The sequence below is a fragment of the Butyrivibrio sp. ob235 genome (assembly GCF_900109475.1).
Taxonomy (GTDB): domain Bacteria; phylum Bacillota; class Clostridia; order Lachnospirales; family Lachnospiraceae; genus Butyrivibrio.
In genome coordinates this window covers 1-23,292 of sequence record NZ_FOBE01000015.1, presented here as the reverse complement: position 1 = coordinate 23,292, position 23,292 = coordinate 1, and the positions used below count along the sequence as shown (strand labels likewise).

General features: G+C 44.0%; 21 protein-coding genes. 1 reads left to right on the top strand and 20 read right to left on the bottom strand.

Features of this window, described 5'->3' with window-relative positions:
- Positions 1-56: 56 nt before the first annotated feature.
- The 5 genes from trpA to trpD form a co-directional block, all read right to left on the bottom strand.
- Positions 57-833: a tryptophan synthase subunit alpha gene (gene trpA, locus BMW61_RS11655; RefSeq protein ID WP_022760687.1), complete on the bottom strand. Its 777-nt coding sequence runs from the start codon at positions 831-833 to the stop codon at positions 57-59.
- Positions 826-2,016 carry a tryptophan synthase subunit beta gene (gene trpB, locus BMW61_RS11650; RefSeq protein ID WP_026671197.1) on the bottom strand — a complete coding sequence of 397 codons (1,191 nt, stop codon included), beginning with the start codon at positions 2,014-2,016 and terminating at the stop codon, positions 826-828. The genes trpA and trpB overlap by 8 nt, the downstream gene beginning before the upstream one ends.
- Before the next feature lie 70 nt (positions 2,017-2,086).
- Positions 2,087-2,710: a phosphoribosylanthranilate isomerase gene (locus BMW61_RS11645; protein ID WP_091822068.1), complete on the bottom strand. Its 624-nt coding sequence runs from the start codon at positions 2,708-2,710 to the stop codon at positions 2,087-2,089.
- 157 nt (positions 2,711-2,867) lie between these two features.
- Positions 2,868-3,644: an indole-3-glycerol phosphate synthase TrpC gene (trpC, locus tag BMW61_RS11640; protein WP_091822065.1), complete on the bottom strand. Its 777-nt coding sequence runs from the start codon at positions 3,642-3,644 to the stop codon at positions 2,868-2,870.
- A 117-nt stretch (positions 3,645-3,761) separates the two neighbouring features.
- Entirely contained in the window at positions 3,762-4,796 is a 1,035-nt protein-coding gene (trpD, locus tag BMW61_RS11635; protein WP_091822062.1) for an anthranilate phosphoribosyltransferase, read from the bottom strand.
- Between the two features lie 679 nt (positions 4,797-5,475).
- On the opposite strand from trpD, the gene BMW61_RS11630 reads away from it, so the two are divergent.
- The gene (locus BMW61_RS11630) at positions 5,476-6,597 is read left to right on the top strand and encodes a hypothetical protein (RefSeq protein ID WP_091822058.1); all 1,122 of its coding nucleotides are present in this window, start codon (positions 5,476-5,478) and stop codon (positions 6,595-6,597) included.
- Positions 6,598-6,684: 87 nt separating this feature from the next.
- Here the strand turns inward: BMW61_RS11630 and BMW61_RS11625 are convergent, their stop codons facing one another.
- From BMW61_RS11625 to BMW61_RS11555, 15 genes are all read right to left on the bottom strand, one after another.
- Positions 6,685-8,019, bottom strand: a complete 1,335-nt coding sequence (locus tag BMW61_RS11625) for an MATE family efflux transporter (RefSeq protein WP_091822055.1) — start codon at positions 8,017-8,019, stop codon at positions 6,685-6,687.
- Positions 8,016-8,975 (bottom strand): methyl-accepting chemotaxis protein, encoded by a 960-nt coding sequence (locus tag BMW61_RS11620; RefSeq protein ID WP_022760692.1) that lies wholly within the window; start codon positions 8,973-8,975, stop codon positions 8,016-8,018. Before BMW61_RS11620 ends, BMW61_RS11625 begins: the two co-directional genes overlap by 4 nt.
- Before the next feature lie 13 nt (positions 8,976-8,988).
- Entirely contained in the window at positions 8,989-10,047 is a 1,059-nt protein-coding gene (locus BMW61_RS11615) for an FIST signal transduction protein (RefSeq protein WP_026497890.1), read from the bottom strand.
- A 290-nt stretch (positions 10,048-10,337) separates the two neighbouring features.
- On the bottom strand, positions 10,338-11,924 hold the full coding sequence (locus BMW61_RS11610) for a bifunctional metallophosphatase/5'-nucleotidase (protein WP_091822052.1): 1,587 nt from the start codon (positions 11,922-11,924) through the stop codon (positions 10,338-10,340).
- A 3-nt stretch (positions 11,925-11,927) separates the two neighbouring features.
- Complete coding sequence (gene phnE, locus BMW61_RS11605) at positions 11,928-12,737, bottom strand: phosphonate ABC transporter, permease protein PhnE (RefSeq protein WP_022760695.1); 810 nt, start codon at positions 12,735-12,737, stop codon at positions 11,928-11,930.
- Positions 12,738-12,798: 61 nt separating this feature from the next.
- Positions 12,799-13,620, bottom strand: a complete 822-nt coding sequence (gene phnE, locus BMW61_RS11600; protein ID WP_026497892.1) for a phosphonate ABC transporter, permease protein PhnE — start codon at positions 13,618-13,620, stop codon at positions 12,799-12,801.
- A gap of 5 nt (positions 13,621-13,625) precedes the next feature.
- Positions 13,626-14,399 carry a phosphonate ABC transporter ATP-binding protein gene (gene phnC, locus BMW61_RS11595; RefSeq protein WP_091822049.1) on the bottom strand — a complete coding sequence of 258 codons (774 nt, stop codon included), beginning with the start codon at positions 14,397-14,399 and terminating at the stop codon, positions 13,626-13,628.
- A 227-nt stretch (positions 14,400-14,626) separates the two neighbouring features.
- Positions 14,627-15,742, bottom strand: a complete 1,116-nt coding sequence (locus BMW61_RS11590; protein WP_026497893.1) for a phosphate/phosphite/phosphonate ABC transporter substrate-binding protein — start codon at positions 15,740-15,742, stop codon at positions 14,627-14,629.
- Between the two features lie 162 nt (positions 15,743-15,904).
- Positions 15,905-16,270 carry a DUF1667 domain-containing protein gene (locus tag BMW61_RS11585; RefSeq protein ID WP_022760699.1) on the bottom strand — a complete coding sequence of 122 codons (366 nt, stop codon included), beginning with the start codon at positions 16,268-16,270 and terminating at the stop codon, positions 15,905-15,907.
- 2 nt (positions 16,271-16,272) lie between these two features.
- On the bottom strand, positions 16,273-17,535 hold the full coding sequence (locus BMW61_RS11580; protein WP_022760700.1) for an NAD(P)/FAD-dependent oxidoreductase: 1,263 nt from the start codon (positions 17,533-17,535) through the stop codon (positions 16,273-16,275).
- Positions 17,535-18,995, bottom strand: coding sequence for an NAD(P)/FAD-dependent oxidoreductase (locus tag BMW61_RS11575; RefSeq protein WP_022760701.1), 1,461 nt, complete (start codon positions 18,993-18,995; stop codon positions 17,535-17,537). The genes BMW61_RS11580 and BMW61_RS11575 overlap by 1 nt, the downstream gene beginning before the upstream one ends.
- Positions 18,996-19,290: 295 nt before the next feature.
- Positions 19,291-20,013 carry an MIP/aquaporin family protein gene (locus tag BMW61_RS11570; protein WP_022760702.1) on the bottom strand — a complete coding sequence of 241 codons (723 nt, stop codon included), beginning with the start codon at positions 20,011-20,013 and terminating at the stop codon, positions 19,291-19,293.
- 92 nt (positions 20,014-20,105) lie between these two features.
- Positions 20,106-21,605 carry a glycerol kinase GlpK gene (gene glpK, locus BMW61_RS11565; protein WP_091822047.1) on the bottom strand — a complete coding sequence of 500 codons (1,500 nt, stop codon included), beginning with the start codon at positions 21,603-21,605 and terminating at the stop codon, positions 20,106-20,108.
- Between the two features lie 53 nt (positions 21,606-21,658).
- A complete protein-coding gene (locus tag BMW61_RS11560) occupies positions 21,659-22,237 on the bottom strand; it encodes a glycerol-3-phosphate responsive antiterminator (protein ID WP_091822045.1) in 579 nt (192 codons plus the stop codon).
- 391 nt (positions 22,238-22,628) lie between these two features.
- Complete coding sequence (locus BMW61_RS11555; protein WP_022760705.1) at positions 22,629-22,871, bottom strand: hypothetical protein; 243 nt, start codon at positions 22,869-22,871, stop codon at positions 22,629-22,631.
- Positions 22,872-23,292: the final 421 nt, after the last annotated feature.

The window sequence follows — 23,292 nt, the reverse complement described above, 5'->3', positions numbered from 1 at the left end:
ATGTCCTCATCCGTCAGCTTCGCTGACACCTTCTCCTGAGGAGAAGGCATTATTTATTATGATGCCTTGTAGGCGCTCTTCATGTTCTTTACAAATTCTCCGACCTTGGCAGGTGCATCCTTGCCGTTCTGTTCGATGATGCGGACGATTGCGGATCCAACGATTGCACCGTCTGAAATTTCTGCCATATTTGATGCCTGCTCGGGAGTTGAGATTCCAAATCCGACTGCGCAGGGAACATCGGTGACCTTTCTTATCTGATCAACGAGGTCCTTAACGTTGGTTGTTATGGAGGTTCTGGTTCCTGTAACACCAAGACTTGATACGATGTAGATAAAGCCCTTGGCTTCCTTAGCAATCATCGCAATCCTGTCCTCAGATGTTGGAGCAACCATTGAAATAAAATCGACTCCATAGGTGCCGGCCGATTTGTCGAACTCGCTCTTTTCCTCAAAAGGGACATCGGGAAGTATCACTCCGTCCATTCCGATCTTTTGGCACTTTTCAAAAAATCTGTCCATTCCATAGGAGAAAATCACATTGGCGTAGGTCATGAAAACCATAGGCACCGTTATCTCACTGCGGATTTCTTCTACCATGGCAAAGATGTCATCGGTGGTTATGCCGTTTTTCAGTGCTCTTATGTTGGCTCCCTGAATTACCGGGCCCTCGGCTGTGGGATCTGAAAATGGAATGCCAAGTTCGATGAGGTCAGCGCCGTTTTTCTGAAGCTCTCTTAAGATGTTCTTGGTTGTATCAAGGTCGGGATCCCCGCAGGTCACAAATGGAATGAATGCTTTTTTATTATTGAAAGCCTCTGCTATTTTACTCATGGATGTCCTCCCCTCTGTATCTTGCGATAGCGGCGCAGTCCTTGTCGCCTCTTCCTGAAATGGTTATTACTATTATCTCGTCCTTGCTCATTGTCGGAGCAATCTTTATTGCGTGAGCCACAGCATGCGCTGACTCAATCGCAGGAATTATTCCCTCTGTCTTGGAGAGATACTCAAATGCGTTAACCGCTTCGTCATCAGTTACAGGCACATACTGAGCTCTTCCTGTGTCGTGAAGGTTTGCGTGCTCCGGTCCGATTCCGGGATAATCAAGTCCTGCGGAAATCGAGTAAACGGGAGCAATCTGTCCGTACTCATCCTGGCAGAAATATGACTTCATACCATGGAAAATTCCGAGTTTTCCGGTATTGATGGTAGCTGCTGTCTCAAAGGTATCAATGCCTCTTCCCGCTGCTTCGCAGCCAATCAGCTTAACGTCTTTATCTTCTATAAAATTGTAGAAGGTTCCGATGGCATTTGATCCGCCGCCTACACAGGCCATGACCACATCGGGAAGTCTTCCTTCCTTTTCAAGGATCTGTTCTTTTATCTCTTTTGAGATAACTGCCTGGAAGTCTCTTACGATTGTCGGGAAAGGATGCGGTCCCATAACAGATCCAAGACAGTAATGAGTATCATCAATTCTGGAAGTCCACTCTCTCATTGCTTCTGAAACCGCATCCTTAAGGGTTGCTGTACCTGAAGTTACAGGGATTACCTCTGCGCCGAGAAGTCTCATTCTGTATACATTGAGGGCCTGTCTCTTGGTGTCCTCTTCTCCCATAAATACAACGCATTCCATTCCCATGAGAGCCGCAGCTGTTGCAGTTGCTACGCCATGCTGACCTGCGCCTGTCTCTGCGATAAGTCTTGTCTTTCCCATCTTCTTAGCAAGAAGTGCCTGACCAAGAACGTTGTTTATCTTGTGTGAACCTGTGTGGTTGAGATCCTCTCTCTTGAGATATATCTTCGCTCCGCCAAGGTCCTTTGTCATCTTCTCAGCATAGTAGAGTCTTGAAGGTCTGCCCGCATATTCGTTTAAAAGTTCTGTGAGTTCCCTGTTGAACTCAGGATCGTTTTTGTAATGGTTGTAGGCTTTTTCAAGCTCTATTACCGCATTCATGAGTGTCTCTGGGATGTACTGTCCGCCATGTACTCCGAATCTTCCGTTTGTGTTGGTCATTGTTCTTCTCCCATTCCCCTCATCTGCCCTTCGGGCACCTTCCCCCCAGGGGGAAGGCTTAAGATAGAGGTTAGTCATTTCTTATAATTGATATAATAAAACTCATCTTCTCCTCATCCTTGACACCGTCAGTCTCTATTCCGGAGCTGACATCGATGGCGTAAGGCTTTATGTCTGTTACAGCTTCCTCGATGTTTTCAGTGTTAATTCCACCAGCGAGGAAGTATGGTCTTGTAATCTGTTTTAGTATCTCCCAGTTGAAGGCTGTGCCGGTGCCCTGTCCTGAGTCAATAAGAACCATGTCAGCAGAGGATGTTTGAACTTCTTCCAAAAAATCTTCTGTCCCGTTTTTAGTACAGTTATAATTTTTTATCTGAAAAGCTTTTATGATTTTTGCAGCTGTCAGTTTTCTTAGCTGTCCAATATATTTCTCATCTTCATTTCCGTGGAGCTGTATTGTGTCGATGATGTTTTCGTTTGCAAGTCCTGCAATGAACTCCGGTTTTTCATCAACAAATACGCCAACCGCTTTTATGTTAGAATCAAGCTTTTCCTTTAGTTTTTTTGCTTCCTCCGGCTCTACGTTTCGCTTACTCTTTTTGAAAAATACGAAACCGATGTAATCCGGTTTAAGCCTGTTAACAATTTTGATGTCTTCGGGTCTCGTGAGACCACAAAATTTGGTTTTTGTCATAGTCCCCTCATCCGCCCTTCGGGCACCTGTCTTCGCTCCGCTCCGGTCCGCGCTAAGCCGACGGTCTACGTTCCACTCCGGTCGTTGCTAAGCACTCGTCCCCCGGACGAGTAGCAACCCCGGACGTCGAGCGCCCCCTAGGGGAAGGCAGTATTCTTTAGTATCTTAGTTCGGCGAGCATTGCCTTTTTGTCTGGCGCTCTCATAAGTGTTTCACCGACAAGTACCGCGTCCACTCCGGCTTCTCTAAGGCGTTTTATATCCTCTGCGGTTTTGATGCCGCTCTCTGAGACATAGATCACGTCCTCCGGAATCAGTTTTCTAAGTCGCATGCTGTTTGTCGTATCAACCGAAAAGTCCTTGAGATTTCTGTTATTTACCCCGATTATTCTTGCTCCGGCATCAATGGCATTCTCAATCTCTTTTTCATCATGAGTTTCAACAAGTGCGGATAAACCAAGCTCATCGCAGATATTTATGTACTCTCTGATCTCCTCTTTCTCAAGGATTGAACATATAAGAAGGACTGCCGATGCTCCGAGTATCTTTGCTTCGAAGATCATATACTCATCCACTGTGAAATCTTTTCTTATGCAGGGGATAGTGACCGCCTGTGTTATCTCCTTAAGATATCTGTCATCTCCCAGGAACCACTTTGGTTCGGTAAGGACCGAAATACAATCGGCTCCTGCTTTTTCATAATCCTTTGCAATCTCAAGATAAGGAAAATCCTCTGCTATAAGTCCCTTAGACGGGGAAGCTTTTTTACACTCGCATATAAAGGATATGTCTTCTTTTTTCAGAGCCTTCTCAAAAGCGAAATCGCCTTTAGGGAGGTTCTCTGCCTCTCTTCGTAAATCAGAGGCAGAGATTGTTTTTTTATTTTGATCGCAGCGTACGCGGGCGTATTCTGCGAGTTCGTCGAGTATTGTCATTTTCGCTCCTTGTCCCCTCATCCGTCAGCTTCGCTGACACCTGTCTTCGCTCCGCTTCGGTCCGCGCTGAACCGACGTCCACCGGACGTCGAGCGCCCCCCCAAGGGGAAGGCTGGTTTACGCAGTCATTTCTACCGATTTATTACTTACTTCAATTAGTTTCTCAAGTGTCTTGGTTGCCTTGCCGGAATCGATGATCTCTGCTGCAAGCTTAATTCCGTCTGCAAAGCTTTCTGCTTTTCCACCGATATAGAGTGATGCGCCGGCGTTCATGAGAACCGCATCTCTCTTGGGGCCCTTGGCTCCTGCAAGAATTTCTCTTGTGATCTTGGCGTTTTCTTCAGGTGTACCGCCCTTAAGATCTTCTTTGGTGCAGCTTGTAAGTCCGAAATCTTCAGGTTTTATCATGTAAGTCTTGAACCATCCGTCCTTGATTTCGCAAACCTTGGTGGGTGCACTTAAGGATATTTCATCAAGCTTATCCATTCCGTATACAACCATGCCTCTCTTTACACCAAGGCTTACAAGCACCTGTGCCAGTGGCTCAACAAGATATTCATCATATACGCCAAGGAGCTGCATCTTAGGTGAACCGGGATTTGTAAGTGGCCCAAGGATGTTGAAAACAGTTCTGAATCCAAGCTCTTTTCTGATAGCACCGACGTACTTCATTGATGTGTGATATTTCTGAGCAAAGAAGAAGCACATTCCTACTTCATTAAGAAGCTCTATGCACTTTTCGGGATCCTGCTGGATGTTAACTCCGAGAGCCTCAAGGCAGTCAGCTGTTCCGCAGCTTGATGAGGCTGCTCTGTTTCCGTGCTTTGCAACCTTCATTCCGCCTGCTGCCGCAACGAGTGCTGAGGTTGTTGAGATGTTGAAGCTGTGAGCGTTGTCACCGCCTGTACCAACAATCTCATATATATCCATTCCTGTATCTACCTTGGTCGCGTGGTCTCTCATGGCTGCCGCACAGCCTGCGATTTCCTCGGTTGTCTCTGCTCTTGCACTCTTTGTTGAGAGTGCAGATAAGAATGCAGCATTCTGAGTGGGAGTTGTCTCGCCGCCCATTATTTCGTTCATTACAGCGTATGCCTCATCATATGTGAGATCCTCTTTGTTTACGATTTTTACGATTGCCTCTTTAATCATGTTCCTTTCCTCCTTTTAAGCCGGTCGGAGTCAGATAACATATTAAAAATTCTCGCTCCGATTGCTCACGCAAAATCGCTCGAATTTCTAATACGTTATCTTCCCCCAACTATTCTTTGTATTTAGGGATTGTACTTGTTCAGTTTCTTGCTATTACAAGGTTTGAGCCAATAAAAAAATCCTTGACAGAAATATATTTCTGTCAAGGACGAATAATCTATTATCCGCGGTGCCACCTTGAATTCATAGCTATGTGCTACGCGCTTAGCAGGATACCAACATATCCCCGGCAACTGACGTATGCCATCACGTTACGATATACTCAGCAATTACTCACTTTTGTATCGTACCCTCAGCGGTCCATTTGATAACTTGTTTCTTACCCGGCTCTCACCACCCCGGACTCTCTGTGTAGGCATCATTACCTTTATCTCCGCTTCATCGGTTTAAAGTATTAACTTGTTATACATAATAATGTCTGTGAAATAAATTGTCAACAACTTTTTTAGTTTCTCTCATCAAAATATGGTAAGATATTAAAGCGTTTGCCTGAATTATGCGGTAAGTCTGAGAAATATAATTAAAAAATTTATGAAGGGGCTGCAACATTTTCATGACCCAGTCTGTATATATGGTATAAGAGCAAAAAAACAATACATTGTAATAAAAGGAGTAAAGTATGAAAAATAAGATTGTTAGGATTTTATTAACAGGGATGTGCGCTGTGACTATAGCCACAAGCCTTACAGGTTGCGGTTTTGTCGGAATCGCATATGACGTTGCAAAAGTAGCAATGGATGCAAAAAAGGATAAAGATGCTGCAGCAGAAAATCCCGGGGATACCAACTATGATGATGAAGTAGCCACTGATGAGACTACAGAAGAAATCGTTACTGAGGACAACGATTTGCTCACACCTGAGTCTGAGGATGTAACTGATGATCAGGAAGATGCTGCCAGCGATGCACCTGAGGATCCTATCGACACTACTGATGAAACTATCGATAGCTCAGTTGCCACCGAAGACAAATCCGATGACAATTCCGATGTAGCTTCAAATGATACTACGGATGAGACTGCAGGCGATCAGGATATGGATAACACCTTAGCTTCCGATCCCGGGACTACAGAAAAAGATAGCGAAAGCAGCAATACATCTGCCAATACAGCAAGCTATCTGAATGCAGATGCACAGGCAACTCTTGATAAGCTTGAATCTGATTACAACAAAGTAAAATGGGGTGTTCAGTATTCTCCCACCGGTATGGATTACCTTGTAATCTCCGTAACACCATTCTACACAGAAGATGATTATCATCTCATAGTTGGCGTAACAAATCTGTATAACAAGGCTATTGTTTTTGACGGCACAGGTTATGCAAAGGCTTCTTCCGGAGAAAATATTGGCGAGTTTTCACTTTATGAATCAGCTGTAGGTCCCGGAAACACAGCAATTTTTGATGTTCCTTGTACTGATGTTCCTACCGGTGAGATTCACTGGGATGAAATCCAGATACCTGACTCCAGCTTTAAAGATGCATACTGGGAAAGTGACTGGTCTGTCGGCACAGATAACGGTGATCTGAAGATTGATTATACAGTATATTCAGCTGACAAATTCACCCCAGGATATATTAAGGCACTTGTTCTCGATGAGAACGGCTATGTAATTGATTACGTCTATGATTACAGCGCAGACGAAGGCAAATCAATCACAGGAACCTTACAGTTCTATAAATCCGAATTTAATGGCACTTGTGCTGATGTAGCATTCTTTGTTAATCCTACAGTTGTAGAATAAAGCGCATACAAAAAAACGAAGAGTCAGTTGGGATTGTGATACAATTCCCGACTGACTCCTTTTTTATCTTTATATAGCGATCACGACCTAATTCGAAGCCAGTTCCGGCTTTATTACCATCCAGAAAAGAACAGCTGCGATAACCACTGAAATAACATCCGAACCGAGCTGAGCGGAAATGACTCCCATGTAGCCGAAAAGTGCAGAGAATACAGCTATTACTACTGCGTACACAACTCCCTGCCTGCAAAGTGACAGAATAAGTGCGGGAAGTCCTTTACCCATGGACTGGAAAGTACAAATTGTCACAAGTCCAAGTCCCATAAGAACCATTCCCGGCATCTGGAGGCGCAGCATCAGTGCTCCCTGAGATATAAGTGCCTCATCCTTTAAAAATGCTTTCATGCAAAGCGGCGCCAAAAGCGCAACTACTGTTGCCAGAACTGCAGCTGTGCCCGCAACAATTCTGTAGGCAAAGGAAAGAACCTTGCGCAGGCGCTCCTTCTTACCTGATCCGTAAATATATCCAGTGAGGGGCTGTCCTCCAAAGGCAAGTCCCACGATTATCAACATGACTATATTTACAATTTTTATTACAATTCCCATAACGGCAATGGAATCACTGCCGTAAGCCGACAAGGCACGATTAGTAAGTGTAATTCCAAGTGTCTGAGTAAAATTCGTTACCGATGCGGGAAGACCTACTGCAAAGATTTTTGCAAGTTCACCTTCCTTAAGGCCAAAGTCACGGGGATCAACCGACAAACCATCACATTTTGCTGCTATGAACCAAAATGCATAAACATCTGAGCAGACATACCCTATAACTGTAGCTATAGCCGCGCCTGCAGCTCCCAAGCCAAATCCGAAGATGAAAACCGGATCAAGAACCATATTGACCACTGCACCGATTATTGAACAAATCATAGATGCATTGGGCTGACCAACTGTCCTTAACATGTTGGATAAAACCAGTGATGCCATAATAAGAGTGCTACCAAGAACAATAAACTGATAATACTGTCTTGCATAGCTCATGGTTCCCTCATCGGAACCCAGAAATATCAGTACGGGTCGCTGAAAAAGCATAAGAAGCATTGTCATTATGATTCCAAATGCCACTGAACCATACAGACAAAAAACGCTCAGTCTCTTTCCATCCTCCCCTTTTCCTGCTCCAAGAAGTCTCGAAATATAAGAGGTCCCTCCAAGTGCAAACATATCTCCAAATGCAAGGAACAATGTAAACAGAGGCGCACAGATAGATACTCCCGCGATAAGTGCCGTGTTTCCCGTCAGCGCTATAAAGTATGTATCAACCATACTGTAAACAAGTGACACCACCATACTGAGTACAACAGGAATTGCCAGCTTCAAATATGCGGTTCTTATCGGTGCTTTCTCAAATAATTCATTACTCATCTATCCTTTACAATAGGCTCAATCTGTGAAATCAGATTGTCGATATGCTCAAATACACTGCTCTTTGTTGTTCCAAGGGAATTAACGCGTTCAAGCTGTCTAACAAGAGCATCATACTTGCTGTTGATATCAGAAAAGCTGCTGCCGATTCTGTTAAGCTCATCGGAAGCTGTATCAGCAGTATCTGAAATCTCCTGCTGAACCGCATTTGCTCCGTTTGCACTTTCAATAATTTCATCAAAGGTAGCGTTGGTCTCGTCAACCTCTTCAATGCTCTTATCCATAGCTGCTATAGAGTTCTGAATATTCTGAGAGAGTTTTTCACTCTCTTCTCCTGCTGCCTCGATAGAAGCATTAACCTGGCTGATCATGACCTTAATCTCATCAGCAAGTTCTCTTACTTCGGTAGCAACTACTGCAAAGCCTTTTCCTGCAGCGCCGGCTCTTGCTGCCTCAATTGAAGCATTAAGTGCAAGCAGATTCGTCTGGGTTGCGATTCCGATAATCTTCTTCATATAATCGGAAATCTGATCAACCGCACTCTTAAAGTTTTCATAGCTTTGTGTCATTTCATCAAAAGTGGCACGCACTTCATTTGAACTGTCCTTAAGCTCTGATACTTTATTCTGAGCATTCTGCACGCTATTTAGAATATTGACCTTAACGTCCTCGAATTTACCTGCACTGTCATTTACTGCCGCAAACATCTCATTGAATGCGTCCATCTGATCATGAAGCTGAGTATTGCTTTCAATTACATCCTCAATAGCTTCACCCATATCATGGATTTCTGTAAGTGAAGTAACTTCATTTTCCACGAGTTCGCGCTGGAATTTCTTAACAGAATCCGCTATGTAAATAAGGGATTCGCGCCTTTCATCATCCGATGCGGATTTCGGAGTTTCAACAGTTTCTGCGATTTCTTCAGTTTTTTTCTTAAAAATATCTGTCAGCATATTTCTATCTCCCTCATTCAAAGACTATACAGGTCATTGTCTGATTAACGAACTGTGTATTGTAATGCTCTCCGAATCCGATAAGTCCGCAGGAAGGTCCAAGCGAAGCAATTTTTGACAGGTACGTATTCAGCTCGCCTCTTTCCTTCAGTACCAGATATCTGAAGATGCAGTTAACGGAATAGATGCATGAAATCCTTGTAAAATCGTTCTTAATCTTTTCAACCGTATGCTGAGCAACCTCCATGGGATCTCTCATTTCAAGGAGCGTCAGGATATCCGAATCGTTGATCTGTCTGTAGAGAATAAGTCCGCTACCCGATACATCCTTGATGGAACAGATGCAGACATCATTACCTATCATCTTTCCGAGAGGATTCTGGAAGGTCTGGTCTATAATCTGCTTATCGCTTGTCGCGCCGGTAAGATCCATGTATACCTGTTTGGAGGAACGACCGTTAAGTTCACCCAGGTAATACTTCGCCTTATCTGTCTTTGACGCGATAAGCTGTCTGTTATCCTTGGGCTCATAGATATTTTCCTTATAGGCTTTAACCTTACCGCCTTCATTTCTTATTACCGCATAGGTCATTGCATCCTCATAGATTTTGCCGTTTACGGAAACCTTTCCGGCATCGCCTGTCGCGCCCATAACCTGAAGGTTATATTTATCAATAAGTCCGCGAAGAGTTGTAAGAACCGCTGCATCATTTCCTGCGCAAAAATCGATTATCGCAGTATTCTCTTTTCCTGGTCTGATTTCCTCTATATCCTTTTCAAGCCTTCCGATATAGCGGGCAGGCATTTTGGATACCTTCTCAAGAACTCCGGTCTTAACCTTAACTCCCTCAGTGAAAGCAGTAACAATAAGCCCACTCTCCTGAATCGAAGAGTCGTAGCCCATAGCTACGCAGCCAATACTTGGAACACCCGGATATTTCTTTTCAATCTCCGCTACATTCGCATCAAAGTGATTTGCATCGCTTGTGAATAAAATAAGCTTCGGTCCGGATAATCCTCTTGTAGCTTCCGACACATCAGCTGATGAACTTTTCGCGTTAAACATTTTCATAAGGCATATACTCCTTACACTCTGGCTCCTTCATAACGAAATCTGCCGCATAAATTGTTATCACACTACATAAGCGCAGAAAATTAAAACATAATTTCTCCACTTAACATAAATGATAACATTCTTATATATAGGGTAACAATGCCCTAAAAACAATATTTCATTAATGAATCTATTAAAATTTCATAAACACCCCATACAAAAATATAGAAAAAAAATCCTTTGAGATTATTTATCAATCTCAAAGGATGTCTTGCTTGATTCAGACCGTTTAAATATGTATCCAGAATTTAGTAAATACATTTAAATTTGTTGTTGCAAATATTGCCTACAGGGCTGTTTCTCCTTACAAAATCGATAACCAGATCCGGCATTTCATCAGGATAGGTCCTTATGGTCTTAGCCTTACCGATGCTCGAATAACCTCCGGTTCCTGTCGCCCTGTAGTTACTGGTTACCAGCGTATAGGTCTCATCATCGGACAATTCTGTTCCATCCAGCTTTCTCATAACGACCACTCTGTCGCCCACAGGTCTTCTGATATCAAATTCATACCAGAGTCCTGCATAGATATCGTAATTATAATGTTCAACCTTGGGCTGAAGAAATGCTTCTGAAATTTTTACTTCACCGGTAGTCTCATCATAATCATAATATTCTGCTGATCTCTCAAGGGCAGCCCTCAGATCAGCTTTGGTCATCTCCTTGACCTCCTCAGTATTTGCAAACTGATAAATTCCAAGTACATCTCTGACCGTTATATCCTTGTGCAGTCCAAGCGGCTCATTTGAGAGACTTGTGCATGAAAAATCAGCGCCGGTAAGCTCCAGCTGAACCTGATTAAAAATTGCAGCAACTCTGCTACCCTTAAGAGCAACATCCAACTTCTTCTCGGGGAGAATCTCCTCTTCAAGGCTTCCGATGGGCTCATCAAGCCATACCTGGAGCTTCTCGTTCATCTCCTTGAGTCCCGGATTCTCTGCCTGTATTTTATCAAAATCCGCATACTCTTTTTCCACAGGGATAAGATATGAGACAACGCTCCATCCACCGGAGGTTCTGGTACTTCCCTTCAAAACCTTCTCATCGCTGTCGCCCACATAATCGGCGTCGATAACGCAATATCTCATCGCCTTATCCGGAGGCTGAACTCCGAAGGTTCCATCCAGGAATATTCCCTCTATCGGCAGATGCTGATGTCCTGTAAGTATGATGTCAAAATCGAGTTCTCTGGCGATCCTGCAGGCCTGGTTCTCATCCGATTCCGAAAGTTTATCGCCTGTGGTCATATCTTCCTCAAAGCCGCCGTGATAGATACAAACAGTGATATCACACTGCCCTTTAAGTTCGGCAAGCTCATCCTTTAAAACCGCAACCGGATCAGCAATCTCAAAATTGACGAGATTTTTCTTCTGCTCCCATACGTTTACATAGCTTGTTACAGCACCTGTAATTCCAACCCTGGTTCCGTCCTCAAGAGTTTTAACTATGTGCTTCTTTATTCCAAGGTCGCCTTTTTTGTCCGTTACATTGGCGCACACAAGAGTAGCTTTCATAGCTTTGGCAAAATCCCTGATTGCTTCATAACCGAAATTGAAATCGTGATTACCCAATGTGTAGCAATCCAGTCCCATGGCATTAAAGCCCTCAGCCATAGGATTAAGCTCATACTCATCCATGTGGCTAAGATAATAGGCTAAAAGCGGCGTTCCCTGAAGGCTGTCACCGCCGTCTATAACCAGTGTATTACCGTCTTTTTCCTTCTCACCCTTCATCTGGGCCGCTATGCCAAAAAGGCCTGAGTTTTCATGGCTGTTTGTAGCATAGTTGATCGGAAAGACGTGTCCGTGTGTGTCTGAAGTGAAAATTATTCGCATGGTTTATCCTCTTGTTAGTTTAACTCTAATTTGTGTAGAAATATACTCTATTATGAGAATTAGTACAATAAGTCCGGCGAGGATAGCGCCTGCTTCGTTCCATTTGTAGGAATTCATTGCGAAAATAAGAGGTGCACCAAAACCACCGGCTCCAACCATACCAAGGATTGTAGCGTCTCGAAGATTGATATCGAATCTGTAAATTGCTGTTGATGCAAAGTTGGGTAAGAGCTGAGGCAAAATACCATAGCGGATCTTCTGCCAGGTATCACAACCTGCAGCATCAAGAGACTCTACAACACGAGTATCGAGGTCCTCTATTGCCTCGATGTACATCTTACTAATCATTCCGACGGAGCACACGCCCATTGTGAGAAGACCTGCGAAAGGTCCGGGACCCGTTACACGGATAAACATAAGACCATACACAACTGCCGGTATTGTGCGGACAGCCATAATAATGATTCTGCCTGCAAAAGCTATCGGCTTAGGTGTAAGATTTGATGCTGATATAAAGGCAAGCGGAACTGAAAGTATAGCTCCGACAATTGTTCCAAGGAATGCGATACATATAGTCTCGAGCATCAGATAAGGAACGCCTTTTGTAGTCAGGTTAAAAAGGAAGGACAGATCCGGCTGGAATATTCCCTTTATGATATTCAGGGCTATCTCACCGCCATCCATAGTGGTTCCGGCAGTTTCAACAGCAGTTCCGCTCCAGACCATAAGTCCGACAAATATAATTGCAATAGCAAGATGATATATCCAAGTGCGTGGACGCTTTTCATATGCTTCTTTAATTCTTTGATTCATAATTATCTCCTAAAAAATCAACCGTGTTTAAAAAACTCACCAAGTCCTCTAAGCAGTGAACTTATACAAGCTTCTTACGAAGCATTCTGCTGATTGACTCAATGATAAATACTGCTATGAAAAGTGCAACAAGCACGGTTCCCACGCTTGAATACTCTCTCCAGGAGATTTTTTCATTAAGAATAAGACCGATACCGCCTGCTCCTACATATCCGAGAACAGCTGCATATCTTACGTTACCCTCAAAGTTAAAAAGGCAGTTTGAGAGATAGAACGGAAGCACCTGCGGAACAATTGCAGATATAAAAGCTCTCGCCTTTGTTGCTCCCATAGCTTCCATAGCCTCGAACGCTCCCATGTCTACCGTCTCAATCTCTTCGTAGGTGAGCTTACCGATATATGCAAAGGAAAATACCGCAATCGCAAAAGTACCCGCGAGGGTTCCGAGTCCGAAAACAAGTGTTGCTACAAGCGCTGTAACCAGTGTAGGAAGAGTTCTTATTAGTGAAAACATAACTCTTATCACTGATACAACCACCTTATTGGGGCATACGTTAGTACTCGCAAGCATTGCAAATGGTACTGATAAAAGCGCTCCCAGAACTGATCCCAGAAGTGACATTTTTATAGTGTCGAAAAGAGGTGACCACACCTTCTCGATATAAGAAACGTTAGGCGGGAACATCTCTCCCAGAATTACAAAAAACTGTCCGATTCGCTCGGATAATATCTTCATATCAAAGCCTGTGACTTTTACGGAAACAGCACACATAAGAAAAACAAGAATAAAATAAACCGGCATTCTTGATGCTTTCTTTTCCACAGTCTTCCCATTAGGCAGTGTATATACTTTAGGTTTGAAAATCTTATCGTATATGCTCACTGTAATCACCCCTCTTCATCCTGGACATTGCCCTGTGCATCCACTTTTCCCTTATAGATAAGGCTGAGTACCTCCTTATCTACTTCGCCGGCAGGACCGTCGTATACAATCTCTCCTTCTCTGATTCCAACGACTCTTGTAGCATATTGAAGCGCGAGATCTACGTGGTGAATATTGATAAGAATTGAAATCTTCATCTCTTCGTTAATACGCTTAAAGTCATCCATAACCTGCTTAGCTGTTACAGGATCAAGAGCAGCAACCGGCTCATCCGCAAGAATTATCTGCGGACTCTGTGCAAGAGTTCTCGCAAGAGCAACTCTCTGCTGCTGACCACCTGAAAGCTGATCTGCACGAACAAAAGCCTTGTCAAGGATCCCAACCTTATCAAGACACTCAAGCGCCTTCATCTTTTCATCCTTTGTGTATATGCCAAAGGTAGATCTAAACCAAGGCATATCCGGAACAAATGCTGTAAGTACGTTCTTGATTACGGTAGTTCTTGTGATCAGGTTGAAGGACTGGAATATCATACCAATCTTTCTGCGAAACCTTCTGAGCTGCTTTCCGGACAGACTCATCACATCAACATCATCCACGGTGAGTTTTCCGCTCGTAACATCGTGCATCCTGTTGATGGTACGAATAAGTGTGGATTTACCTGCACCTGAAAGTCCGATAATTGCTACAAATTCTCCCTGCTCAATTTCGAGGTTAACATGCTTTAAGCCCTCGAAACCATTGGGATATTTTTTTCCTACATCTTCAAACCTGATCATGATATTTCTCCTGAATTCTTACAAAATCAATTATATTAGGCTGGCCTATTGTATCCCCTCATCCGTCAGCTGCGCTGACACCTGTCTTCACTCCGTTTCGGTCCGCGCTGAACCGACGTCCCCTGGACGTCGAGCGCCCCCCAAGGGGAAGGCTAAAACACAATAAAACAGGGAAGGTATCCTAAAACACCTTCCCTTTGTGTACTATATTATGACTGAAACCGGTGTTAGTTCATAGACTTGATAAGTTCCTGCGCAGCTCTCTCAGCGTCGTAATCTGCTGAATTAGCCTCTACATAACCGTTGTGGTTGTAGATTGAGATAACTTCTTTTCCTGCGTCTGAATTGCCGATATTGATAAATGCAGTCTTGAGCGCAGCCTTGAAAGCATCATCCATAACAGGAGATGTCTTGCTTACGCTGATTGTATCATTGTAAATACCGTCTGTTACACCAATTACGTTTGTCTCATCCCAGATGCTGGCTTCTCTGCCGTAATCTGTTGTCCACTTGTCCTCGTTGTCACGTCTTGCATCAGCATAGCAGCAAACAACGTCGATCTGGCCTGAAGCAAGTCTTGCAAATGCATTACCGTAAGAGTCTGCCTGTACAGCGTGTGAAAGATCTGTTACATGCTTCTCATAGTTTGCCTGAAGCCAAAGTGAAGGATAAATATATCCTGCAGAAGATGAAGAGTTCATTACGCTCCAGTTAAGTCCGTCGAGGTCTTCCCATGTAAGGCTCTCACCGTTGTTAACCTTCTCAGCTACAGCCTGACCTGCCTCTGAAGGACCTGCAATAATAAGTCCGCGGTAGAAAGTAACCTGATCCTCTGTGGGCTCTGTGGGCTTGTTGTCATTCCAATCCTTAGCATTGGGGCTCTCGATTGAAAGACCGTCTCTTGTTGCTGTAAGAAGAACATCGCAGCCATCCTCGTAAAGAACAAAGGTACCACCGGGGATAAGTCCGATATCGATAGTGCCTGCTGAAAGGCCTTCACCAACTGCCTCATAGCTTGTTCCAACAGTGATGTCAACTGTACCAACCTCATAGCCAAGGCCTGCAAGCTCGTCTGTAAGGAGCTGCTTAAGGGGCTCAGTAGCTGTTACGATCTCATCGGGCTCACGTGAAGGTACAAAACCGATTGTAAGCTTATCAATCTTAACTGTCTCAGCGGGTGCTGCAGCAGTCTCTGTGTCTTCTGTAGCCTCTGTGGTTTCTGTAGCCTCTGTAGCCTCTGTTGTCTGAGTCTCAGTAGCTGTGTCTGTTGTCTTAGCTCCGCAGCCTGCAAGCATTGTGATTGTGCTGACACCTGCGATCATCATTGCTAATAATCTCTTCATAATTCCTCCTGCTAAAAAACATTCCTTTTTTTCGTAAAAAGAGCCCATGCAGAATCCCCACATGAGCTCCATACAACAACCATTAAAATTATATTTAACTTACAAATTAATGTCAACGAGATGATGTTTCGGAAAATATTAAGATATTCTTAAGTTTCCAAATTACTTAGCAGCAACTTCTCTTGTTGCCACAACATCAACTCCGGTTCCCGCAACATTTTTTACCACAACATCGCCGATGTGGACGGGTGCTTTAACACATGCATCATCAATTTCTTTCATGCATTGGAAAATCTTATCCTTCGGGATATTTGATGCAGTTTTAACTGATACGCGGGGCTTGTCTCCTCCCTCGATAACTGCAGTACTTGTGACTGTGCGCTCAGGATGAGTAACCTCATTTCTTGCATACTTATCACCAATGGCGCAGGTGTTGCCCTTTACGGCTATAACTTCGCCCTCTTCCAATTCTACTGTGATCTGGCAGCCCATGGGGCAGCCGATACATGTAAGTTCTCTTTTTTCCATGATCAGTCCTCCGCCTCAATCTTGATTGTTATCTTCTTCGGAGAAGCTTCCTGAAGCTTTGTCTTCTGAAGTATTACCTGTTCCATCTCTCCGGGAGCCATGATGCGCTTTTTATTGTGCATAACACGCTCATCATCGAAGTAAACACTAACGTATGAATCCTTGTAAACAGCACCTACACGGAATCTTACAGTAAGAAGATCATCCATGCGATCAACGTTAATTGTTGAAGGAACTGTGTAGCGGGCTCCGTCTGTAGCAAAAAGTTCTACCACTTTATCTCCGGCTGTCTCGCCGCCCTTTACGAACTTGGCTGCGTTTGCACCGGCTCTTGTTGCTTCCTCAGAAACGTAGTCAACAAGGTCATGAACATGAAGAACGTTACCACAAGCGAATACTCCGGGGATGTTGGTCTCAAGAGACTCATTAACAACAGGTCCTGATGTAACAGGATTCATCTCTACGCCTGCATTTCTTGAAAGTTCGTTCTCGGGAATAAGTCCGCAGGAAAGAAGAAGTGTATCACAGGTGTAGCGCTCTTCTGTTCCAGGTATGGGCTTCATGTTTTTATCAACCTCAGCAATTGTAACTGCTGTAAGGTGCTCTTTTCCTTCAATGTCCACAACAGTGTGTGAAAGCTTAAGCGGGATGCCAAAGTCATCGAGACACTGAACGATGTTTCTCTTAAGTCCGCCGGAATAAGGCATAAGCTCTGCAACAACCTTAACCCTTGCTCCCTCAAGAGTCATACGTCTTGCCATGATAAGTCCAATATCACCGGAACCGAGGATAACAACCTCGCGGCCCGGCATATAGCCTTCCATATTTACAAGTCTCTGTGCGGTACCGGCTGAGAAGATACCTGCCGGACGATATCCGGGAATATTGAGGGCTCCTCTCGGACGCTCTCTGCAACCCATTGCAAGGATAACAGCACCAGCCTTTATCTGATACATTCCGTCCTCACGGCTCATTGCCGTAACAACGCGGTCAGCTGAGATATCCATTACCATGGTATGAAGTCTGTACTCGATCTTTTCATCAAGAACCTGATCGATGAAACGCTGTGCATACTCGGGACCTGTGAGCTCCTCCTTGAAGGTGTGAAGTCCGAATCCGTTGTGGATGCACTGATTAAGGATTCCACCAAGTTCTCTGTCACGCTCTAATATAAGAATTTTATCTACTCCTGCTTTTCTTGCGGAGATAGCGGCAGCAAGGCCTGCAGGGCCACCACCAACGATTACGATATCATAAGAAGTCATTACTGCTCTCCTCCCTTCTGGTGTTTGGTGCGTTCCATTACAATGTTGGAAGTTCCGCCGCTCTTGGTTATTTCTTCATATGAAAGTCCAAGTTCGCGATGAAGGATTTCCATTGTACGGGGTGAGCAAAAGCCTGCCTGGCATCTTCCCATTCCTGCTCTTGTTCTTCTCTTTACACCATCAAGTGATCTTGCTCCCAAAGGTCTGTGGATCGCATCGAGGATCTCTCCCTCGGAAATAGACTCGCAGCGGCAGATGATGTTGCCATATGCGGGATTCTTTTTAATAAGTTCATTTCTCTCTTCTACAGAAAGATCTGCAGGATTCATGATGTCTTTTCTTGTGCTCTTCCATTCTTTCTTAGCTGTGAGACTCATCATATCCTTCAGCATATTTCCAACCATCTCACCGATAGCAGGGCTGGATGTAAGTCCGGGTGACTCGATGGCTGCTACGTCGATGAAGTGCTCAGCGCCCTTTACCTCTCCGATGATGAACTCATGACGAGCTTCATGCGCACGGAGTCCTGCGAAGGAAGTAATAACCTTTTTCATAGGAAGATTCTTTACATGGTCATTAGCTTTCGCAATAAGATCGTTGATTCCGGCCGCTGTTGTGTTTGTTCCTTCCTTATCTTCAATATCAATAGCTGTAGGTCCTACAATGAGGTTGCCGTGAACAGTAGGTGATACGAGTACGCCCTTACCAAGGTTAGTAGGCTGCGGGAAAATTGTATGACTTACATGTCCACCAACTTCCTTATCAAGCAGGCAGTAATCTCCGCGTCTCGGGATAATCTCAATCTTGTCGTCATCCTGAGATACCATATTGTGGATTACTCCGGAATAAACGCCTGCTGCGTTTACTACATATCTTGAAACATACTCGCCGTTGTTTGTGCGAATATGCCACAATCCGTCTTCTTTCTTCTTAATATCTTCAACCTTAGTATTGAATCTGAAATCAACTCCATTCTCATTTGCATTTTCAGCCATAGCGATGCAAAGCTTGAACGGGCAGATAATTCCACCGGTAGGTGCATAGAGAGCACCCTCTACGTTGTCTGAAAGGTTAGGCTCCATCTCAAGAGCTTCCTCGCGGCTAAGAATCTTCATATCCTTAACGCCGTTCTTGATTCCTCTGTCGTAGAGGTCCTGAAGTCCGGGAAGTGCTTCCTTATGGATGCATACAACCATGGATCCGTTTCTCTTAAATGGAATGTCCAGATCGCGGCAAAGATCATCCATCATCTCATTTCCGCGCACATTCAGTTTTGCCATAAGTGAACCTGCTGCAGCATCAAAGCCTGCATGCACAATTGCGGAATTTGCTTTTGATGTTCCCTCACAAACATCTTCACATTTTTCAAGGACACAGAAGTTGCCTTCATAACGGGAGAGTTCTCTGGCGATCGCGCTTCCCGAAACTCCTGCGCCTATGACAATTACATCATATAACATAGTTTTATCTCCTATTTCTTTATTATTAAGGCCGAAAGGCCTGCCTTCGTTGCTCTCCGTGGCTCATATAGTATACTTGCCTTTTCGCCCCGGAGACAGGCCTTTCGGCCCTAGCTACATTAAAAATGGAGTCGGTTAATAAGCGTATCTCATCATACGTTTCATACCGACTCCATCCCTCAGTGTATCTTTATTAAGTTATTTCCATTTCAGAATAGGAACTTCTTTTCATAATTATAATCCCTATTGAATCAGAAAAGTAATACAAGATTACTGTTTTTAAAAAATTTAGAAATTAGCCAAACATGTGAGCAGCTGCAAGTGCGTTGTAAAGAAGAGATGCAACGATACCGCCGCAGATAGGTGCTACAGCAGGAATCCATCCATAGCTCCAGTTGCCGTTCTTCTTGCCAAAGCTGGGAGCAAGTGCAAGATAAGCAAGACGAGGAGCTGTATCTCTTGCTGCATTCATTGCGTATCCTGTAAGTCCTCCGAAGGAAGCACCGCAAGCAACGATTACGCCGTATACAAGTACCCATACAGTACGATCTGAGCCAGCAGGGATCAGAGCAAGTGTGAATACAAGAACGAATGTAGCTACGAACTCAGAAAGGAAGTTCAATACCTGGTTCGGGATTGAAGGTGCTGTGCAGAAGCATCCGCGAACAACATCATCATTAGCTGTAGCCTTGATGTGATCTCCATAGAGAACCATAAGGATAGCTGCGCCGCAGAAACCACCAAGCATCTGAGCTACGATCTGACCAGCAACTGTGCTCCAGTCACCTGATCTGATTGCAAGACCGATTGTTACAGCAGGGTTAAAAGCCGAAGGGCATCCTGTGAAATTGCTCATTGCAAATGCAGGAACCATAACTGCCATACCCCATCCGATAAGGATATGTACTGCTCCGCCGCCCTTGAAGCCGGACTTCTCAAGCGAAACGTTACAGCAAACACCATCGCCAAGTAAAACAAGTAATAAAGTACCAATAAACTCGCCAATATAAACTGACATATTCGGTTACCCCCGTTTCTTTTTATTGCGGTCCGCCACTATGGCGGACCGATTATTAACTTTTCATACAAACTTTTTCATCCCAGTGTGGATCACTCTTTTGCCCATCCACGTGTAGCTGCAACAGCCTGTGACCAGCCCTTAAGAGCCTTTGTTCTGTCTTCGTCAGCCATCTCGGGCTTGAATTCCCTATCAACTGCCCAGTTCTTGATAACATCTTCTTTGCTTGTCCAGTAGCCAACTGCAAGACCTGCAAGATATGCAGCACCCATAGCTGTTGTCTCAACGCAGCAAGGACGAAGAACGTTGGTGTTGATGATATCTGACTGGAACTGCATGAGGAAGTTGTTCATGGAAGCACCACCGTCAACCTTAAGGGATGTAAGGTGCTTGCCGGAGTCAAGTTCCATGCAGTGAAGCACGTCATAACTCTGATATGCAAGTGACTCAAGAGTTGCACGAATTACATGATACTTATTTACGCCACGTGTAAGTCCTGTGATAACTCCGCGTGCGTAAGGATCCCAATAGGGAGCGCCGAGTCCTGTAAATGCGGGAACTACATAACATCCGTTTGTATCTTTAACTCTTGTTGCGAAGTATTCTGAATCCGGTGAGGAATCAACGATCTTAAGCTCATCACGGAGCCACTGAATAGCTGCGCCTGCTACGAATACAGAACCCTCAAGAGCGTAGGTAACCTTTCCGTCAAGTCCCCATGCTATTGTGGTAAGAAGGTCGTTCTTGGAGAAGATCGGCTTCTCGCCTGTGTTCATAAGAATGAAGGAACCTGTACCATAAGTATTCTTTGCTTCGCCTTCCTGGAAGCAGGTCTGTCCGAACAGAGCTGCCTGCTGGTCGCCGGCTGCGCCTGCGATGCGGATAGGGCCGCCAAAGAACTCAGGATCAGATTCGCCATAGATGCAGCTTGAAGGCTTAACTTCAGGAAGCATGCTCTTCGGAACCTCGAGGATCTGGCAGAGCTCATCATCCCACTCAAGTGTATTGATGTTGTAAAGGAGTGTTCTTGAAGCGTTGGAGTAATCGGTTACATGAACCTTACCCTTTGTCAGCTTGTAGATAAGCCATGTATCTACAGTACCGAAGCAAAGCTCACCCTTCTCTGCTCTTTCACGAACGCCTTCAACATTCTCAAGGATCCAACGGATCTTTGTTCCTGAGAAGTAAGGGTCAAATTTAAGACCTGTCTTCTGCTGGAATTTCTCAACGATTCCGGGGATCTTGCCCTTCATCTGCTCAGCATAGTCTGCAGTACGACGGCACTGCCAAACGATTGCATGATAAACGGGCTGACCTGTTGTTCTATCCCAAACGATAACTGTCTCACGCTGGTTAGTAATACCGATTGCTGCGATATCTTCAGCCTTAGCTCCAACCTTCTGCATAGCCTGACGTGCTACGGAAAGCTGTGTCTGCCAGATTTCGTTGGCATCGTGCTCAACCCAACCGGGCTGCGGGAAATACTGTGTGAACTCCTTCTGAGCTACAGAACACATCTCACCTTTTTCGTTAAAAAGGATACATCTGTTACTGGTTGTTCCTGCATCCAGAGCCATTACATATTTTGCCATTTTTCTTATCCTCCTTTAGTCTATTTATATAGCCGTTTCGGCTTTAGGCACATTTACATGTTCCATACCTCTTTGTTGGTAGTAGAAACCGCCATCGCTCCGCTTGAGAGCGCATTCATAACGTCATCTCTGTCTGAAATAAGTCCGCCTGCAATAACAGGCACTCTGCTTATTCCGTTGACGCGCTTTATAATCTTTGAAACCACAACTCCCGGAAGAATCTCAATCACATCCGGTTGACATGATCCGTACTGAGCCTGTTTCTCAATGTTCACCAGAGCCATACTGTCTATTACGAAATACCTGAGCACTGAATAAAGCCCCAAATCTCTGGCATGCTGTATAAGATTGCTCTTAGTGGTTATAATTCCGTCTGCCTTAGTGTTGTTCTTGATGAAATCAAGGCTTACGTCCTTACTGTTGTTCAGGCCCGTCACCAGATCCACATGAACCATCGCTATTCGTCCGGCATTTTTTATTTTTTGTACAATTTCACCAATGGTACAAATGTCACCATATAGAATAAAAATGATTCCGCAGTCTGTCTTCAGTGCTGCCGATAATCCTTTGTCATCCTTAACTGCGGCGATTACCGGATTTTCTTCTATCTTATCTATAAAATCTCTATACATTAAAATTCAGCCTTATCTCAATTTATTAAATCGTATTTATTTAAAAAATGGCGCAAAAAAAGAACATGTCTAACAAACAGGTTTCAGCCTGTATATTTGTAAAAGCCACATTCTCTAATCTCACCGGCGCTCATTAACTTATGAATCTATGATAACGCCCTTTTATGAAATTTTCAACATAAAATTTATAGTTTTTTTATTTTTTATGTGTATTTTTTACACTTTAACACGTTAAATCGATTTTTGTTTGTGCTATTTGTCTACCTTTTTCATAAAGCATAGTCAAAATGTATAGATTTTATCACAAACAATGCCGGCGAAAACTTGTCAAATGCAGTATCTGACATGTTTTGCCGGCATTAATGAATTATCTTTAAAGCATTCGGATACGTTACTTTTTCCCCGCATCAGCCATCATTGCAAGGCTTCGTGCCATCGACTCAAAGGTATCATGCTGATTTGCTGAATCTCTGTCTGCGATCATGGCAAGAGTCTGCGAAATATCATTGAGAGCCATCATCATGTTCTCCAGCGCCATTTTCTGAATCTCAGCATCATCGCCCTTTTTTACTACCTGATCATATTTCATTATTCTCTGCTGCTGCAATCCTGTAACTTCTGATACTCTGCTCATAATAAGAATTCCCCTTTCCATAAGAAACAGTGTTGTTATGATAATTATATCCGAATAATTCTAAAATTCTATTAAATAACGATGACGGCGTAAATTTACTGTAGGATTTGAAAGGGTGGATATCCCCTGTGATTAGTTCAGATGTTCAAACCTTACTCATTATATCGCTTGGTAAGATGACAGTTCAAGGCTGTCATTTTTAATCCTTGGTCTGCTTGTTGACTACTTTATCTGTCAGGAAATATCAGTCAACCCTGCGCAGAGCGCACCGCGTAGCGGCTTTGGGGTTGACAGACATTTCCTGACAGATAGTCTGTAGTCAAGCAGATCAAGGATAATTGTGCGCTCCAGCGCACTTTATTCAAGGGCAGAGGCGTCAGCCTCTGGCTTCCTTTTTTAGAACAGTTTCCAGATGTAGTTA

Bases quoted from the DNA above. Each gene is read 5' to 3' on its own strand.
- BMW61_RS11560 (WP_091822045.1), bottom strand. From the start codon at position 22,237: ATGTATAGAGATTTTATAGATAAGATAGAAGAAAATCCGGTAATCGCC.
- BMW61_RS11580 (WP_022760700.1), bottom strand. From the start codon at position 17,535: ATGACTTCTTATGATATCGTAATCGTTGGTGGTGGCCCTGCAGGCCTT.
- phnC (WP_091822049.1), bottom strand. From the start codon at position 14,399: ATGATCAGGTTTGAAGATGTAGGAAAAAAATATCCCAATGGTTTCGAG.
- BMW61_RS11625 (WP_091822055.1), bottom strand. From the start codon at position 8,019: ATGAGTAATGAATTATTTGAGAAAGCACCGATAAGAACCGCATATTTG.
- BMW61_RS11575 (WP_022760701.1), bottom strand. From the start codon at position 18,995: ATGTTATATGATGTAATTGTCATAGGCGCAGGAGTTTCGGGAAGCGCG.
- trpD (WP_091822062.1), bottom strand. From the start codon at position 4,796: ATGATTAAAGAGGCAATCGTAAAAATCGTAAACAAAGAGGATCTCACA.
- BMW61_RS11645 (WP_091822068.1), bottom strand. From the start codon at position 2,710: ATGACAAAAACCAAATTTTGTGGTCTCACGAGACCCGAAGACATCAAA.
- BMW61_RS11620 (WP_022760692.1), bottom strand. From the start codon at position 8,975: ATGCTGACAGATATTTTTAAGAAAAAAACTGAAGAAATCGCAGAAACT.
- BMW61_RS11590 (WP_026497893.1), bottom strand. From the start codon at position 15,742: ATGAAGAGATTATTAGCAATGATGATCGCAGGTGTCAGCACAATCACA.
- BMW61_RS11585 (WP_022760699.1), bottom strand. From the start codon at position 16,270: ATGGAAAAAAGAGAACTTACATGTATCGGCTGCCCCATGGGCTGCCAG.
- BMW61_RS11570 (WP_022760702.1), bottom strand. From the start codon at position 20,013: ATGTCAGTTTATATTGGCGAGTTTATTGGTACTTTATTACTTGTTTTA.
- glpK (WP_091822047.1), bottom strand. From the start codon at position 21,605: ATGGCAAAATATGTAATGGCTCTGGATGCAGGAACAACCAGTAACAGA.
- BMW61_RS11610 (WP_091822052.1), bottom strand. From the start codon at position 11,924: ATGCGAATAATTTTCACTTCAGACACACACGGACACGTCTTTCCGATC.
- trpC (WP_091822065.1), bottom strand. From the start codon at position 3,644: ATGACAATACTCGACGAACTCGCAGAATACGCCCGCGTACGCTGCGAT.
- BMW61_RS11630 (WP_091822058.1), top strand. From the start codon at position 5,476: ATGAAAAATAAGATTGTTAGGATTTTATTAACAGGGATGTGCGCTGTG.
- BMW61_RS11615 (WP_026497890.1), bottom strand. From the start codon at position 10,047: ATGAAAATGTTTAACGCGAAAAGTTCATCAGCTGATGTGTCGGAAGCT.
- trpA (WP_022760687.1), bottom strand. From the start codon at position 833: ATGAGTAAAATAGCAGAGGCTTTCAATAATAAAAAAGCATTCATTCCA.
- trpB (WP_026671197.1), bottom strand. From the start codon at position 2,016: ATGACCAACACAAACGGAAGATTCGGAGTACATGGCGGACAGTACATC.
- BMW61_RS11555 (WP_022760705.1), bottom strand. From the start codon at position 22,871: ATGAGCAGAGTATCAGAAGTTACAGGATTGCAGCAGCAGAGAATAATG.
- phnE (WP_022760695.1), bottom strand. From the start codon at position 12,737: ATGAATCAAAGAATTAAAGAAGCATATGAAAAGCGTCCACGCACTTGG.